Source organism: uncultured Maribacter sp. (genome assembly GCF_947495965.1).
GTDB lineage: Bacteria > Bacteroidota > Bacteroidia > Flavobacteriales > Flavobacteriaceae > Maribacter_B.
The window spans coordinates 232,874-247,750 of record NZ_CANMBB010000003.1 but is presented as its reverse complement, the minus strand read 5'-3'; the positions used below and the strand labels follow the sequence as shown (position 1 = coordinate 247,750).

General features: G+C 31.3%; 17 protein-coding genes and 1 other RNA gene. 12 read left to right on the top strand and 6 right to left on the bottom strand.

Annotated elements, in window-relative coordinates; all coding sequences use genetic code 11:
• Positions 1-111 precede the first annotated feature (111 nt).
• The 8 genes from pyrR (at position 112) to Q0820_RS08990 (ending at position 7,025) form a co-directional block, all read left to right on the top strand.
• Positions 112-651 (top strand): bifunctional pyr operon transcriptional regulator/uracil phosphoribosyltransferase PyrR, encoded by a 540-nt coding sequence (gene pyrR / locus Q0820_RS09025; protein ID WP_298487121.1) that lies wholly within the window; start codon positions 112-114, stop codon positions 649-651.
• A 3-nt stretch (positions 652-654) separates the two neighbouring features.
• On the top strand, positions 655-1,581 hold the full coding sequence (locus Q0820_RS09020; RefSeq protein ID WP_298487120.1) for an aspartate carbamoyltransferase catalytic subunit: 927 nt from the start codon (positions 655-657) through the stop codon (positions 1,579-1,581).
• 2 nt (positions 1,582-1,583) lie between these two features.
• On the top strand, positions 1,584-1,916 hold the full coding sequence (locus tag Q0820_RS09015) for a ribonuclease Z (RefSeq protein ID WP_298487118.1): 333 nt from the start codon (positions 1,584-1,586) through the stop codon (positions 1,914-1,916).
• 6 nt (positions 1,917-1,922) lie between these two features.
• Positions 1,923-2,828: a ribonuclease Z gene (locus tag Q0820_RS09010; RefSeq protein ID WP_298487292.1), complete on the top strand. Its 906-nt coding sequence runs from the start codon at positions 1,923-1,925 to the stop codon at positions 2,826-2,828.
• 75 nt (positions 2,829-2,903) lie between these two features.
• Positions 2,904-3,551: a pyridoxamine 5'-phosphate oxidase gene (gene pdxH, locus Q0820_RS09005; RefSeq protein ID WP_298487116.1), complete on the top strand. Its 648-nt coding sequence runs from the start codon at positions 2,904-2,906 to the stop codon at positions 3,549-3,551.
• Positions 3,552-3,558: 7 nt separating this feature from the next.
• Positions 3,559-4,047 carry a histidine phosphatase family protein gene (locus tag Q0820_RS09000; RefSeq protein ID WP_298487114.1) on the top strand — a complete coding sequence of 163 codons (489 nt, stop codon included), beginning with the start codon at positions 3,559-3,561 and terminating at the stop codon, positions 4,045-4,047.
• Positions 4,044-6,113 carry a polyphosphate kinase 1 gene (gene ppk1 / locus Q0820_RS08995; protein WP_298487112.1) on the top strand — a complete coding sequence of 690 codons (2,070 nt, stop codon included), beginning with the start codon at positions 4,044-4,046 and terminating at the stop codon, positions 6,111-6,113. The genes Q0820_RS09000 and ppk1 overlap by 4 nt, the downstream gene beginning before the upstream one ends.
• A 12-nt stretch (positions 6,114-6,125) precedes the next feature.
• The gene (locus Q0820_RS08990; RefSeq protein WP_298487110.1) at positions 6,126-7,025 is read left to right on the top strand and encodes an exopolyphosphatase; all 900 of its coding nucleotides are present in this window, start codon (positions 6,126-6,128) and stop codon (positions 7,023-7,025) included.
• Here Q0820_RS08990 and Q0820_RS08985 read toward each other — a convergent pair.
• Positions 7,022-7,603, bottom strand: coding sequence for a tRNA-(ms[2]io[6]A)-hydroxylase (locus Q0820_RS08985; protein ID WP_298487108.1), 582 nt, complete (start codon positions 7,601-7,603; stop codon positions 7,022-7,024). The genes Q0820_RS08990 and Q0820_RS08985 overlap by 4 nt on opposite strands.
• An 89-nt stretch (positions 7,604-7,692) precedes the next feature.
• Between Q0820_RS08985 and Q0820_RS08980 the strand changes: the two genes are divergently transcribed.
• Positions 7,693-8,037 (top strand): transmembrane 220 family protein, encoded by a 345-nt coding sequence (locus Q0820_RS08980; protein ID WP_298487106.1) that lies wholly within the window; start codon positions 7,693-7,695, stop codon positions 8,035-8,037.
• Here Q0820_RS08980 and Q0820_RS08975 read toward each other — a convergent pair.
• On the bottom strand, positions 8,034-9,824 hold the full coding sequence (locus Q0820_RS08975; RefSeq protein ID WP_298487104.1) for a DNA polymerase III subunit gamma/tau: 1,791 nt from the start codon (positions 9,822-9,824) through the stop codon (positions 8,034-8,036). The two genes, Q0820_RS08980 and Q0820_RS08975, sit on opposite strands and share 4 nt — an antisense overlap.
• 135 nt (positions 9,825-9,959) lie before the next feature.
• Between Q0820_RS08975 and rnpB the strand changes: the two genes are divergently transcribed.
• Positions 9,960-10,272, top strand: an RNA gene (gene rnpB / locus Q0820_RS08970) — RNase P RNA component class A.
• On the opposite strand, the gene Q0820_RS08965 is transcribed toward rnpB, so the two are convergent.
• From Q0820_RS08965 to Q0820_RS08950, 4 genes are read right to left on the bottom strand one after another with little or no spacing between them, the layout of a single operon-like run.
• Positions 10,270-10,740: an OsmC family protein gene (locus Q0820_RS08965; RefSeq protein WP_298487102.1), complete on the bottom strand. Its 471-nt coding sequence runs from the start codon at positions 10,738-10,740 to the stop codon at positions 10,270-10,272. The genes rnpB and Q0820_RS08965 overlap by 3 nt on opposite strands.
• A 17-nt stretch (positions 10,741-10,757) precedes the next feature.
• Complete coding sequence (gene rsmD, locus Q0820_RS08960; RefSeq protein ID WP_298487101.1) at positions 10,758-11,303, bottom strand: 16S rRNA (guanine(966)-N(2))-methyltransferase RsmD; 546 nt, start codon at positions 11,301-11,303, stop codon at positions 10,758-10,760.
• Complete coding sequence (locus Q0820_RS08955; protein WP_298487099.1) at positions 11,303-12,133, bottom strand: DUF3822 family protein; 831 nt, start codon at positions 12,131-12,133, stop codon at positions 11,303-11,305. Before Q0820_RS08955 ends, rsmD begins: the two co-directional genes overlap by 1 nt.
• The gene (locus tag Q0820_RS08950; protein WP_298487098.1) at positions 12,114-12,761 is read right to left on the bottom strand and encodes a hypothetical protein; all 648 of its coding nucleotides are present in this window, start codon (positions 12,759-12,761) and stop codon (positions 12,114-12,116) included. The genes Q0820_RS08955 and Q0820_RS08950 overlap by 20 nt, the downstream gene beginning before the upstream one ends.
• 101 nt (positions 12,762-12,862) lie before the next feature.
• Between Q0820_RS08950 and Q0820_RS08945 the strand changes: the two genes are divergently transcribed.
• Together Q0820_RS08945 and Q0820_RS08940 are read left to right on the top strand one after the other, a co-directional pair.
• A complete protein-coding gene (locus Q0820_RS08945) occupies positions 12,863-14,296 on the top strand; it encodes an AAA family ATPase (RefSeq protein WP_298487097.1) in 1,434 nt (477 codons plus the stop codon).
• 11 nt (positions 14,297-14,307) lie between these two features.
• On the top strand, positions 14,308-14,874 hold the full coding sequence (locus Q0820_RS08940; RefSeq protein WP_298487095.1) for a DUF4126 domain-containing protein: 567 nt from the start codon (positions 14,308-14,310) through the stop codon (positions 14,872-14,874).
• The last annotated feature ends 3 nt before the right edge of the window (positions 14,875-14,877 follow it).

Here is a 14,877-nt window from a genome sequence, read left to right as displayed (position 1 = left end):
ATGTTTGGGCTTTTTTTGTTTTTAAATTTTAGTAAAGCAAGAGTTTAATTTCTTTTACTTTAACGATAATTCCCTATTTTTGTATTTCAAAAAGTGTATAGAACCTAATGCATGAGTAAAAAAGTTCTACTTTCCTCAAAAGAAATAAATATTATTCTTCATCGATTAGCATGCCAGCTTCTCGAAAGTCATTTAGATTTTAAAAATACGGTTCTAATAGGAATACAGCCTAGAGGTAAATTCTTGGCAGATAGATTAACTAAAATACTTAGGGAAGAGTATGGAGTTAAAGAGATACAATTAGGTTATCTAGATATTACTTTCTATAGAGATGATTTTAGAAGAGGAGATAAAACATTAGAAGCTACAAAAACCAAGATAGACTTTTTAGTAGAAGATAAGAAAGTAGTTTTAATAGATGATGTATTGTATACCGGAAGAAGTATAAGAGCGGCGTTAACTGCAATACAGAGTTTTGGAAGACCTTCAGAGGTGGAGCTACTAACCTTAATAGATCGTAGGTTTAGTAGACATTTACCAATACAACCTAATTATAGAGGAAGGCAGGTAGATGCTATTAATGATGAAAAGGTACAAGTAATGTGGGAAGAGAATGATGGTAAAGATGTTATATATTTAATAAATAAATAAGAAATGAGCGAATTAAGTGTAAACCACTTACTGGGAATAAAATATCTAAAAGAACAAGATATACAACTCATTTTTGAAACTGCTGATCATTTTAAAGAAGTAATTAATAGGTCTATTAAAAAAGTTCCTTCTTTAAGAGATATAAACATTGCAAATATCTTTTTTGAGAACAGTACAAGGACAAAACTTTCTTTTGAGTTGGCAGAGAAAAGACTCTCTGCAGATGTTATTAATTTTTCTGCAGGACAATCTTCTGTTAAAAAAGGGGAAACGCTAATAGATACGGTGAATAATATTTTATCTATGAAAGTAGATATGGTTGTTATGCGCCACCCAAATCCTGGAGCAGGGATTTTCTTGTCAAGACATGTAAATGCTGCAATAATTAACGCAGGAGATGGGGCACATGAACATCCAACACAAGCCTTATTAGATAGTTTTTCTATTAGAGAAAAATTTGGAGATGTTGCAGGGAAAAATGTGGTTATTGTTGGCGATATTTTACACTCAAGAGTTGCATTGTCTAATATATTTGCATTAAAATTGCTTGGAGCTAATGTTAAAGTTTGTGGTCCTAAAACATTAATACCAAAACATATAGAGTCTTTAGGTGTAGAGGTGGAGACTAATTTAAGAAAAGCTTTAAATTGGTGTGATGTAGCAAATATGCTGCGCATACAAAATGAGAGACTAGATATTAGTTACTTTCCTACAACAAGAGAGTATACCCAACAATTTGGTGTGAATAAAGCGCTTTTAAATAGCTTAGATAAGGAGATTGTAATTATGCATCCAGGACCCATAAACCGTGGTGTGGAAATTACAAGTGATGTTGCAGACTCTAAGCAATCTATTATTCTTAATCAGGTAGAAAATGGAGTGGCAATACGTATGGCGGTAATTTATTTATTAGCAGCAAAAATTAAATAATCATGATTTTTACTAAAGAAGGAAATACTACTATAGCTTTTCAAGAAAATATAGAACTTAAAGTTTTCTTGGAAAATCTCACTAAAGAATATTCTAAAATTAATAAGGATAATATTATAGTAAATCTTTTTTCGTTCGACGCAATTACGGCAAATGATATATTGGAGTTTTTGCAATTATCTAATAATCATAGAACTTCCAAAAAATCGTTTGTATTAGTTACGAATAAGGTTTCTTATGACGATGTTCCAGAAGAGCTTTGCGTAGTTCCTACCATTCAGGAAGCAAAAGATATTATAGAAATGGAAGAGATAGAAAGAGACCTTGATTTTTAATTAATGATAAAACTAACCATACTAGGTTGTTATGCCGCTACACCAAGAACACTAACAAACCCCACAGCGCAATTATTAGAGATTAAAAATCATATGTTTTTAATAGATTGTGGTGAGGGAACTCAAGTGCAACTTAGAAAGCATAAAATTAAATTTTCTAGAATAAATCATATTTTTATTTCGCATTTACATGGGGATCATTTTTTTGGTTTGCCAGGTTTGGTTTCTACATTTAGATTATTAGGTCGCGATAAAGAATTACACATTCATGGTCCTAAAGGAATAAAAGAAGCAATTACTTTACTTCTTAAGTTAGGGGATTCTTGGACTAATTATAATTTATATTTTCATGAGATTACTGCTAAAGAATCTGTCATGGTGTATGAGGATGATAAAGTTACAGTAGAAACAATCCCTTTAAGTCATAGGGTATATACAAATGGTTTTTTATTTAAGGAAAAAGAAGGGCAAAGAAAGCTAAATATAGAAGCCGCACAAAAGTATAAGATTGATAAAGTTTATTATCAAAAAATAAAAAACGGAAAAGATATTATTTTAGATTCCGGAGCGTCTATTCCAAATTCAGAATTAACTTTTGATCCGGATGCTCCTAAAAGTTATGCCTTTTGTAGTGATACGGCCTATAAGCCAGATATAGTTCCTATTATTAAAAATACTACAGCTCTGTACCATGAGTCTACCTTTTTACATACACAAGAAGATTTAGCGGTTAAAACAAAGCATTCTACAGCAAAAGAAGCGGCAATTATTGCAAAAGATGCAGAAGTTGGTACTCTGGTTTTAGGTCATTATTCTACCAGATATAAATCAATAGAAGTATTTAAAACAGAGGCGAAAGAAATTTTTGCTAATGTGCAGTTAGCAGAAGACGGAAAAGTCTTTGAATTTTAATAAATACCCTTTCAATTTTTTCTTTGTCCTATCTTTTGCAGATCTTTGTGTATCTTGTAAATAGACTAGAAAATAATGCAAAAAGACTTAAGTAATTATAGAAAATCCTACGAGAAAAGTGAACTTGTAGAGAAAGCTATTTCAGATAACCCAATGGAGGTTTTTCAGAAGTGGTTTTATGAAGTGGAAGCATCTAAAGGAGTAGATGAGGCTAATGCAATGACTATTTCTACAATTGGTTTAGATGGTTATCCAAAAAACCGAGTAGTGCTTTTAAAAAAATATACTTTCGAAGGTTTTATATTTTACACCAATTACACTAGTGAAAAGGGGAAAGCAATTAGTGCTAATCCTAATGTGTGTTTGTCTTTCTTTTGGCCAAACCTTGAGCGTCAAGTAATTGTAAAAGGAAGAGCAGAAAAAATAGCAGAAAACTTATCTGATGGGTATTTTGAATCTAGACCAGATGGTAGTAAACTAGGAGCAATAGTGTCTAATCAAAGTAGTGTTATTGCTTCTAGAGAAGTTTTGGAAAATAAATTAAAAGAATTAGAAGAGGAATATCAAAATAAAGAGATAAAGCGCCCAGAGCACTGGGGAGGTTATATTGTAAAGCCAGTATCTATAGAGTTTTGGCAAGGAAGACCTAATAGACTGCATGATAGGATACGTTTTGAAATGCAAGAAGATTTTAATTGGAAAGTGGAACGTTTAGCACCTTAAGTTGTGTATGAAAAATTTAATTTTAGTTCGTCATGGTAAATCTTCTTGGGAGTATAATGTAAAGGATAAGGATCGGCCGCTTAAAGAAAGAGGAATTAACGATGCTTTTTTGGTAGCAGAGGTGTTAAGAAAACAACAATTTAATATTGACTATATGTTTTCTAGCCCCGCCAATAGGGCGCTGCATACCAGCATGATTTTTTGTAGAAAACTAGATTTCAGTTTTTCTAATTTTCAGATAGCCAATGAGTTGTATGATTTTTCTGGAGAAAGTGTACTTTCTTTTGTAAAAACAATAGATAATAGTTTAAATACAATAGTAATATTTGGACATAATTATGCGTTTACACATATTGCTAATTCTTTAGGAAATAACTATATTGAAAACGTTCCGACTAGTGGTTTGGTGCAATTACAATTTAATGAAGATAAGTGGTCTTCTATTACTAAAGGAGTAACAAAACAAATTATTTTTCCAAAACAATTAAGAGTATGATAAAAAATAAGAATCAATACATAAATAGAGAAATAAGTTGGTTGTTATTTAATGAAAGGGTCTTACAAGAAAGTGCAGATACGAATGTCCCTTTAATAGAGCGTATGCGTTTTTTGGGAATCTTTTCTAATAACTTAGATGAATTTTTTAAAGTTAGGTATGCTACCGTAAAACGTATTGTAGAGGCTGGTAAAAATGGAAAAAGTGTTTTAGGAGGGGAGAAAGCTAAAGACCTTTTAGAAGAGATTACTAAAATCGTAATTTATCAGCAAACAAAAAGTTTAGGAATTTTAAAAAAGGTAGAAGAAGAACTAGAGGGACAAAACATTTTTATAATAAAAGAAACGGAACTTAACGATAGTCAAAAAGAGTTTGCTAAAAATTATTTTTTACAAAAGGTAGGCCCGCAACTTATGACTATTATTTTAAGTGATGTAAACAAGTTTCCTACCCTAAAAGATACAGCAGCATATTTGGCTGTAAGAATACTTTTAAAAGAAGAAAAAGGCAAAAAGCTAAAAAGGTTTGCTTTAATAGAAATACCTAAAGGAATAGATCGTTTTATAGTGCTTCCTAAAGAGGGAGATAAAGACTATATTATAATCCTAGATGATTTAATAAGATACTGTCTAGGTAGTATATTTACGATGTTCGATTATGAGTCTATTTCTGCGCATATGATTAAAATTACCAGAGACGCAGAATTAGATATTGATAACGATTTAAGTAAGAGTTTCATTGAAAAAATATCTTCTAGTGTAGAACATAGAAAAGTTAGCGATCCGGTACGTTTTGTGTATGATAAAAGTATAAGAGCAGATACCTTGTCTTATTTAAAAGAAAAAATGGAAGTGGAAGATACAGATAGTGTTATTCCAGGTGGTCGTTACCACAACCGTAGAGATTATATGGGTTTTCCAAGTTTGGGAAGACAAGATTTGTTATATGATAAAATAAAACCTTTGCCAGTTAAAGGGTTAAATACAGAAGGTAGTATTATAGAATCTATAGCAAAAAAGGATTATTTGTTATACACGCCATACCATACCTTTTCTTACGTAATTAAGTTTTTAAGAGAAGCAGCTTTAGATCCAAACGTTAAGTCTATAAAAATTACAGTTTATAGACTAGCAAACGATTCGCAAGTAGCAGCTTGCCTTGTAAATGCAGTTAAAAATGGTAAGCAAGTTACTGTACAAATAGAATTACAAGCACGTTTTGATGAGCAAGCAAATATTGAATACGCAGAGCAATTACAGGCAGAAGGTGTTAAATTAATTTTTGGAGTTCCAGGATTAAAAGTGCATAGTAAAATATGTTTAGTAGAGCGAGAGGAAGAAAATGGATTAAAAAGATATGGCTTTGTTAGTACTGGTAATTTTAACGAGTCTACCGCTAAAATTTATACAGATTTTATACTGTTTACGGCACATGATGCAATTTTAAAGGAATTAAATAAAGTTTTTGACTTTTTTGAGACTACCTATAAAATTAATAAATACAAGCATTTAATTGTTTCTCCACATTATACAAAAAGTACATTTATTAAATTCATTGAAAAGGAAATCCAAAATGCTAACGAAGGTAAAGAGGCTTTTATAAAAATTAAGATGAATAGCTTTACATCCTATAAAATGATAGATAAATTATATGAAGCTAGTAATGCTGGGGTAAAAATACAGTTAATAATTAGAGGAATATGTTGTTTAATTCCTGGAGTAAAAGGAATGAGCGAAAATATAGAAGCAATTAGTGTTGTAGATAAATTTTTAGAACATTCTAGAGTTTTTATTTTTGGTAATGATGGAGATTCTAAAGTGTATATATCCTCTGCAGATTGGATGACAAGAAACCTAGATAATAGAGTAGAGGTAGGGTGCCCAATCTATGATGAAGATATTAAAAAAGAAATTTTAGATACGTTTGATATTTGTTGGAATGATAACGTTAAAGCTAGAGTTTTTTCAGACAAGCAAGATAATGCCTATAGAAAAGAAGGGGAAGAGGCAAGTAGATCCCAGTTTGTAAGCTATGACTATTATTTAAATAAATTAAATTTGCAATAAAAAGGCAGGGATTTGAAGGTTAGAAAATTTGCAGCGATAGATATAGGCTCTAATGCAATACGTTTATTAACACATAACGTAATAGAAGAAGAAGGAAAAAAAACACAGTTTAGAAAAAGTGCTTTAGTGCGTGTTCCTGTTCGTTTAGGAGAAGACTCATTTACAAAAGGGGAAATATCCGAGAAAAATGAAAATAGGATGCTTAAATCTATGAAAGCCTTTAAACTTTTAATGGAGGTTGCAGGAGTAGAAGATTATAGAGCTTGTGCTACATCTGCAATGAGAGAGGCAAGCAATGGCGCGGATATTATTGAAAGAATAAAAAAAGAAGCTGGCGTTGCTATAGATTTAATTAACGGAAAAGAAGAAGCTGCAATTATTTCCTCTACAGATTTAAAAAACTTAATTAAGGAGGATCAGTCTTACCTATATATAGATGTTGGTGGTGGTAGTACAGAATTTACCATATTCACTAACGGAAAAATAAAGATATCCAAATCATTTAAATTGGGTACTGTACGTTTGTTAAATGATATGGTAAAGCAAGAAGTTTGGGATAATCTTAAAAAATGGATAGAATCTAATACAGCTGGCTTAGAAAAGCTTTCTATTATTGGTTCTGGAGGAAACATTAATAAGTTGCATAAAATGTCTGGCAGAAAAGAAGGTCAAGCACTTTCTTATATATGGCTTAATGCACAATATAAGTTTTTAGATAGTTTAAGTTATGATGATCGTGTTTCTGAGCTTGGTTTAAATCCAGATCGTGCAGATGTTATTATACCAGCAACACGTATTTTTCTTTCTGCTGCAAAATGGAGTGCTTCTAAAAAAATATATGTTCCCAAAATTGGACTTTCAGACGGAATAATAAAAACACTTTATTATTCTAAAAATAAAGATGTAACCTAACCGTGAATCGTTTCTTTTTTACTTAGGTTTTTCATGATTTGTGCCTCATAGGTTAATAAATCTTGCCATTTTTTATTTACTTCTTCAGTGTCTCCATATTGCCTTGCAAATTGTAAGAACATAGTGTAGTGACTAGCTTCGCTTACCATTAGTTTATGGTAAAATTCTGCAAGTTCTTTATCTTCTAATTGTTCTGATAGTAGTCTAAAACGTTCACAACTTCTAGCTTCAATAAGTGCAGCATATAATAACCTGTGTACTAATTGTGTAGTTCTGCTTCCTCCTTTTGGAAAAAACTTAAGTAACGCAATAACATAGTGATCTTTACGGTCTCTGCCCAATGTTTTTCCACGGGCAATTATACGGTCATGAACCATTTTAAAATGTCCCATTTCTTCTCTAGAAAGAGCAATCATTTCTTGCGTAAGTTCTGTAAATTCTGGAAAAGAAACTATTAAGGAAATAGCTGTACTTGCTGCTTTTTGCTCACAATAAGCATGGTCAGTAAGTATTTCGTCAATATTTTTTTCTACAATATTAACCCATCTTGGGTCTGTTGGTAGTTTAAGTCCTAGCATAATATAAAATGAAATCAAATGTACAAGGAAACATAATCACATCAAAATAGTATCTTTGAAAGATATAGTACATTTTGTTTTTTATTAGTATGCAGAAATTAGATAAATATTTGGGTTTTTTATATGGAGCATTATGTTTTATTTCTGCATTATTACAATATAATGATCCAGATCCAATGCTTTGGATTGTTATATATTCTTGCGCAACAATACTTTCTATTGCTTTTGCTTTAAATAAAATTCATCCAGTATTGTTAGCACTAGCTGCTGTGATTAGTTTAGTAGGATTTTTTTATATGTATCCAGAAAAATTTGAAGGTTTTGAAATAGGAGCTGGAGATATTAAAAATATTGAAGAGGCTAGAGAGGCTTTTGGATTGCTTATTATGGCTATAATGTTTGCCATATTTGCTATTAGGGCTAGAAGAAATTAAGTTAAATCCATATCAAATTCTTTTCTAAGTAAATCTATTACAGGGTTTTTTTGTCTTAGTTTCTCGTATTTTTCTTCTGGTGTAAATGCAAACTTAGTTTCTGTAGTTTCATTTACTTTAATTTTTAACTCTAAAAAGTAATTATTTAGTTGCTTTTTTAGAAACTCCATAAGTTCATATTGTTCTCTCTCTACTTCTTTTCTCATAGTATCATTAGGGAGTTCTATATGTATGGTGGTCTCATTTTTAAGTTTTGGAATATCTGCATTAAGGTTAGATGCTAGTATTTTTTGCCCTTTAGCATCAATCACATTAACAAATTCTGCCCATAGTTTCTGTAATTTTTCTTCGGATACAACATCTTTAGGAAGTTTAGATTCATCAACTACAAGTTCTTTTTTGTTTAACTCATGTTCTTTTTTGGCTTTAAGGCTAGATATAGATAAGCCAGAAACTCTTTTTATAGGATTTTTTAAATCTATTTTTTTTGGAGCAGGAGCTTCTTTAGTAATTGTGTTGGTTATAGGTGCTTTGGTTTCAGGAATAGAAACTGTATTTTGGGGCGTGGCAGCTGCTTTTGGTTCTTCTGCAATTGGAATTGGTTTGCTGTTTTCTGTTTTTATAGTATTGGTAGAAGTCTTCTCTTTTTTAGAATGATAAAAAGAAGCAGGGGCAATAAACGAGATGGTTTTATTGTGTAATGCTACGGATTCAGGATTTTTTTTTTCTCCATCAAAATTGATAGAGGATAGCTTCATTAAAGTAAGTTCTACAAGTAATCGTTGGTTTTTACTGGTTTTATACTTTAAATCACAATCATTAGCAATGTCTAATGCTTGAAGTAAAAAAGAAGTGGATGCTTTTTTTGCTTGTTCTTGGTATTTCTTTTTTGTTACCTCTCCAACTTCTAATAAAGATATAGTTTCTTGGTGTTGGCATACCATTAAATCTCTAAAATGTGATGCTAACCCACTTATGAAATGGTGTCCATCAAAACCTAAAGAAAGTGTTTTGTTAAATAGAATTAAAACTTGTGGTATACTATGGTTTAAAATATAATCTGTAGCAGAAAAATACGTATCATAATCTAATACGTTTAAGTTTTCTGTAACCGCTTTTCTTGTAAGGATTTTTCCAGAAAAACTTACTACACGGTCAAAAATAGAAAGCGCATCTCTCATAGCGCCATCTGCTTTTTGTGCAATAATATGTAATGCTTCTTCTTCTGCTTCAATACCTTGATTTTCCGCTATGTATTTTAAATACTCCGTAGCATCTTTTACTGTTATGCGTTTAAAATCAAATATTTGGCAACGAGATAAAATAGTAGGTATTATTTTGTGTTTTTCTGTAGTCGCTAAAATAAAGATGGCATGTTTAGGAGGCTCTTCTAGCGTTTTAAGAAAAGCATTAAAGGCAGATTGCGTTAGCATGTGTACCTCATCAATAATATAAACTTTATACTTTCCAACTTGTGGAGGTATACGCACTTGGTCTATAAGACTACGAATATCATCTACAGAGTTATTAGATGCCGCATCTAACTCAAAAATATTAAAAGCAAAATCTTCATCAGAATTTTGAGAATCTTCTTGATTTATTTGCTTTGCTAATATTCTTGCACAAGTTGTTTTGCCAACCCCACGCGGACCACAAAAAAGTAACGCTTGCGCTAAATGATTACTCTCAATAGCATTTAATAGGGTATTGGTTATAGCCTGCTGCCCAACAACATCTTTAAATGTTTTAGGTCTATATTTTCGTGCCGATACTATAAATGGTTCCAAATACGATTACTTTTTATTATAAATCACTATTCTAACAATGTAGCGATATACAAATATAAAAATAGCTAAAGATTTTGCACTTTATTTAAGTAATAATAGCTATATATTTATCAACAATTAAGTTACATTTGTGCCCTAGCAGGTCTCCTTATCGCTGTTCGCTATAAGCGAAGAGAGGAAAGTCCGGACACCATAGTGCAGTATAGCGGGTAACACCCGTCTCCCTTTTTTGGGACGGACAAGTGCAACAGAAAGTATGTACAGGTAATGCTGTAGTGAAACCAGGTAAACTCTATACGGTGAAACGTCACGTAAATCAGTGCTTGAGGGCAGCACGTCCAAGCTGAAGGGTAGGCGGTTTGAGCTATTAGGTAACTAATAGTCTAGATAAATGATAAGGGTTTGTTTTTTAACAAAGACAGAATCCGGCTTATGACCTGCTTTTTTATTCTATTAATATTGTAGCTTTATGCTCTATTTTAAAATTACAAGAATTAGCTATAAAACACATTTCATTAGCTTTTTCGTGTAAATTAATAGCTTTGTCTTTGTTAGAGCTATTTGTTATGGTAATTACAGGGTTTAAGGTAACACTAGTAAATTTTCCACTACCATTGGGGCTTTCTTCCATGCAACCAGTTGCATTATCTTTATAAGAGGTAACAATAATGTTGTTGGTAGCGCATAAGTGTAAATACCAAAGCATATGACAAGATGAAATTGAAGATAAAAACAAGTCTTCAGGGTTGTATTTTGTTTTATCTCCTAAAAAAGATGGGTCAGAAGAACCAAGTATTTCTGTGTATTTTCCTTCCCCGTTTATGGAGTGATTCCTGTTGTATGTCTTGTAATTTTTTGTTCCAGTGCCTTCATTGCCAGTCCAAACAGTTTTTATTTTATATTGATGTTTTTTCATAGCAAAGTGTGTTTTATTTAATCTGGGTTTTGTTCAAAGAAACTAAATACGCTCCCCCCATATTTTCTTTGGTTGGTAAAATGGTCTAAATTAGATAAATCAGTATGTTTGGAATGTTCTACAATTAATACTCCATTATCTAATAATAAATTGTTTTTAAAGACCAGTTCTGGAATTTTAGAAAAATCCTCAATAGATAAATCATAGGGTGGATCTGCAAAAATAACAGTGCTTTTTTTGGCAGCTTTTTCTAAATATTGAAAAACATCACTCTTTATTGTATCTATATTAAACTCTAATTCTTTTGAGATTTTATCAATGTATTGTACACAGCTGTAATTAGCATCTACTGCTGTTAATTGTGTGGCTCCTCTAGACGCAAATTCAAAACTAATATTGCCAGTTCCAGAAAATAAATCTAAAACCACCAAATCTTCAAAATAATATAAGTTATTTAATATGTTAAATAGTGCTTCTTTGGCCATGTCTGTAGTTGGCCTTACAGGTAATTTTTTAGGAGCCTGTAAATATCTTCCTTTATGTTTCCCTGAAATTATTCGCATTATAAAGCATTTAAAACTGTAAAATCTATAGTCTCTGAATTAGATTCAGCTATTGGATGATACGTATTTTTTGGAATAAAAATGGTTATATTCTTTATGTATTTGTAGCTTATATTATATAAATTATCTCCTTCTTCTATAGTGCCAAAAAGTTTTAATGGTATTGTTTCAGGGTCTAAATTTAGCTGTTCTAAAGTAAAAAGAATGTAGTATATAAAATCTTCTTTAGAGTTAAAGTTAAAAGAGTTATGTAATATTATTTTTTTGTTTTTAAGGATAGTTATATCCATATGTTTTTCAGAAACATGAATATAGCAAATAGGTTCTTTAGAGGTGTTAGAGAGCCCTAAAAGTGTTTGTATCATTACAGAACTATTGTGCTTGTAAGTAAATTCTCCAAAGAGGTCATATATGTAATTGTTAATGTTAACAAAAGGGACATAAACAGGAATTATATCATGATTTTCTATTTCGTCATAAGCTAAAAGATCTGTAGCAAGAATTTTAGAATTAAAGTTTATATAACTTTCTAGTTCGTTAGGATTAAATAAAGCCTTAGGAACCAAACTATATAATAGGTTTTTATGTATAACTATAACTTCAGAAAATTTTTGTGTGGTTATGTTATTTTCTTCTAAGACAGGTTTTAGCTCTTTTACTAAATCATAAGAGTTTACTTCTTCTTTAAAAAGTAAACTTTTAGAAGCAATTATTTTATTGCTAATTGTATCTACAATACAAAAAGAAAGTCCATTCAAACTAATTTGAATGGACAATTTCTTATAATCGTTATTTTCGATGTTAGTAATATTATTCGTTCTTTTTGTCATAAATAGGAGGCCAGTTACCACTTGTGCTAACTTCTTCTAGAGAACCAACTTTAATTGTACTACCATTAACCTCTTCAACACTTGCGTGAGCATTTTCACGTTCTAAAAGAGTTTTAGGTTGGTCATATAATACTACGCTTTTTTCAACTTTTGCTTCAAAAACAGGAGCTTTGTAGCCACTCTTTTCTATAACAGAAGATTTCATAGTAAATTTTTCGCCATTTGGAGCACCAGGAACATTCATCATAGTTTTGTAACGATCGTCCTTCTTGAATAAAGAATCTTTTACAGATACAAATCCTAGAGTATCTATAATTTTCACTTCTTTTAATACATCAATTTGGTAAGTTTCATCAAACTGCATGAAAGAAGAATCTCTTTGTTGTGTTATTGTATATTTTCCTCTTTCTACAAAATCAATAAGACCCTTAAAGTCATTTGCGTACTTTCCAGTTACAGTTTTATAGGCTTCTTGTGAATTTTTAATGTCTTTTAATTTAGCAACAACTTTTGCAAAACGTTCTTGTTTTACTTTTTTAAATTCGATTGGTCCGTTAACTGATTGGTAAATAGCATATCCTAAACCGATGCACGCAATCCAAAGTACAATTTGTATTATGGTCTTCATTTTATATGTGTTAATTATATTTAGTGGTTCTCACAAATCTACAATTTTTTTTTAATCGTAAAAGGTTTTCTAGAAAAAATCCTGATTATATTTGATGTTATATGAAATCTATTACTGATGCATCCTTTTTTGGTTTACTAAAATCTAAGTTTCCACATGAACCTACATTAAAGCAAATTGTAGCTTTACAAAAACTAGCTACTTATATATTATCTAAGGAAAAAGAACAAGTCTTTTTGTTAAAAGGTTTTGCAGGAACTGGTAAAACAACTTTAATAGGAACTATGGTAAGTTGTTTGTGGCAAGTAGGTAGTAAAGCTGTTCTGATGGCTCCTACTGGTAGAGCTGCTAAGGTCATGTCTAACTATTCTAATACAAAAGCTTTTACCATACACAGGAAAATTTATTTTCCTAAAAAGCAAAGTGGAGGAGGTGTGCAGTTTGTTATGGCACCTAATAAGCATAGGAATACAATATTTATTGTAGATGAAGCCTCTATGATACCGGATAGGCCAGCAGATTCTAGGTTATTTGAAAACGGTTCTTTGTTAGATGATTTAATACAATTTGTGTATTCCGGTCATAATTGTAAACTTATATTAATAGGAGACACGGCGCAGTTACCACCAGTACATTTAAGTTTAAGTCCTGCTTTAGATGAAGATAAACTTGCTTTAAACTATAATAAAGATGTTGTTAAGTTAGAGCTAGATGAGGTAGTAAGGCAGGCAGAAGATTCCGGTATATTAGTTAATGCTACATTACTTAGAGAAGAATTGCAGGGTTCTTTTTACGATACATTTAAATTTAATGTTGAGACATTTAAAGATATAGTAAGGTTACAAGATGGTTATGAAATTCAGGAAGCTATAGATGCCTCTTATTCTGAAAATGGAAAAGAAGAAACTGCATTTATAGTAAGGTCTAATAAAAGAGCAAATCTTTATAATGAAAATATAAGAAGTAGAATTTTATTCTTAGAAAATGAACTTGCGGTTGGCGATTATATGATGGTGGTTAAGAATAACTACTTTTGGTTAAAGCCAGAATCTGAAGCTGGTTTTATTGCTAATGGTGATATTATTGAGGTTCTAGAGATTTTTAGGTTTAAAGAAATTTATGGCTTCAAATTTGCAGAGGTTAAAGTAACTATGGTAGATTATCCTAACCAAAAACCTTTTGAGACAGTATTGCTACTAGACACTATTAGTGCAGAGTCTCCTTCACTATCTTATGAAGATGGGAACAAACTGTACCAAGAAGTAATGAAAGATTATGAGCAAGAATCATCAAAGTATAAGAAATTTTTAGCCGTTAAGAATAACAAGTTTTTTAATGCTTTACAGGTAAAATTTTCTTATGCTATAACATGTCATAAATCTCAAGGGGGACAATGGAATACTGTTTTTGTAGAACAACCATATATGCCAAACGGAATAGATAGAGAGTATTTAAGGTGGTTATATACAGCGGTAACTAGAGCAAAAAAACAATTATATTTAATTGGTTTTAAGAACGATTTTTTTGAAAATTAAGAAAATAAAAAATGACAACAGAAACAATTTTAAGTGTATTTCTTGGAGTAGGTTTAGCAGCATCTGTAGGATTTAGGGTATTCTTACCTTTGTTTGCTTTAAGTTTAGCTTCGTATTTTAATATCTGGGAACTAAATGATAGTTGGGAATGGATTGGTAGTTTAGCTGCTGTTGTTACACTAGGAGTGGCAACCTTGGTAGAACTGTTTGCTTATTTTATTCCTTGGATAGATAATCTTTTAGATAGTTTTGCAGTACCTTTGGCTGCTATTGCTGGTACAGCAGTTATGGTGTCTACCGTAGCTAATTTAGACCCTGTAGTAACATGGTCTTTAGCAATAATTGCAGGGGGTGGCACGGCAACCGCAATAAAAGGGGCAGGGGCAACCACTCGGTTGGCTTCTACTGCAACTACAGGAGGGCTTGCTAATCCTGTTGTAGCAACAATAGAAACAGGAACAGCTGTAGCAGTTACTACGGCTTCCATTTTTGCTCCAATACTAGCAGCAGTTTTAGTAATAATAATTTTGGTAATAATATTTTCAATTTACAGAAAATTAAGACCAAAGAGTAATTAATAT

Excerpts from the sequence above, each read along its gene's own strand:
- Q0820_RS08955 (WP_298487099.1), bottom strand. The coding sequence starts at position 12,133 with ATGACAAAAAGAACGAATAATATTACTAACATCGAAAATAACGATTAT.
- rsmD (WP_298487101.1), bottom strand. The coding sequence starts at position 11,303 with ATGCGAATAATTTCAGGGAAACATAAAGGAAGATATTTACAGGCTCCT.
- Q0820_RS09015 (WP_298487118.1), top strand. The coding sequence starts at position 1,584 with ATGATTTTTACTAAAGAAGGAAATACTACTATAGCTTTTCAAGAAAAT.
- Q0820_RS08945 (WP_298487097.1), top strand. The coding sequence starts at position 12,863 with ATGAAATCTATTACTGATGCATCCTTTTTTGGTTTACTAAAATCTAAG.
- Q0820_RS09000 (WP_298487114.1), top strand. The coding sequence starts at position 3,559 with ATGAAAAATTTAATTTTAGTTCGTCATGGTAAATCTTCTTGGGAGTAT.
- pdxH (WP_298487116.1), top strand. The coding sequence starts at position 2,904 with ATGCAAAAAGACTTAAGTAATTATAGAAAATCCTACGAGAAAAGTGAA.
- Q0820_RS08965 (WP_298487102.1), bottom strand. The coding sequence starts at position 10,740 with ATGAAAAAACATCAATATAAAATAAAAACTGTTTGGACTGGCAATGAA.
- Q0820_RS08940 (WP_298487095.1), top strand. The coding sequence starts at position 14,308 with ATGACAACAGAAACAATTTTAAGTGTATTTCTTGGAGTAGGTTTAGCA.
- Q0820_RS08950 (WP_298487098.1), bottom strand. The coding sequence starts at position 12,761 with ATGAAGACCATAATACAAATTGTACTTTGGATTGCGTGCATCGGTTTA.
- Q0820_RS09020 (WP_298487120.1), top strand. The coding sequence starts at position 655 with ATGAGCGAATTAAGTGTAAACCACTTACTGGGAATAAAATATCTAAAA.
- Q0820_RS08985 (WP_298487108.1), bottom strand. The coding sequence starts at position 7,603 with ATGCTAGGACTTAAACTACCAACAGACCCAAGATGGGTTAATATTGTA.
- Q0820_RS08980 (WP_298487106.1), top strand. The coding sequence starts at position 7,693 with ATGCAGAAATTAGATAAATATTTGGGTTTTTTATATGGAGCATTATGT.
- pyrR (WP_298487121.1), top strand. The coding sequence starts at position 112 with ATGAGTAAAAAAGTTCTACTTTCCTCAAAAGAAATAAATATTATTCTT.
- ppk1 (WP_298487112.1), top strand. The coding sequence starts at position 4,044 with ATGATAAAAAATAAGAATCAATACATAAATAGAGAAATAAGTTGGTTG.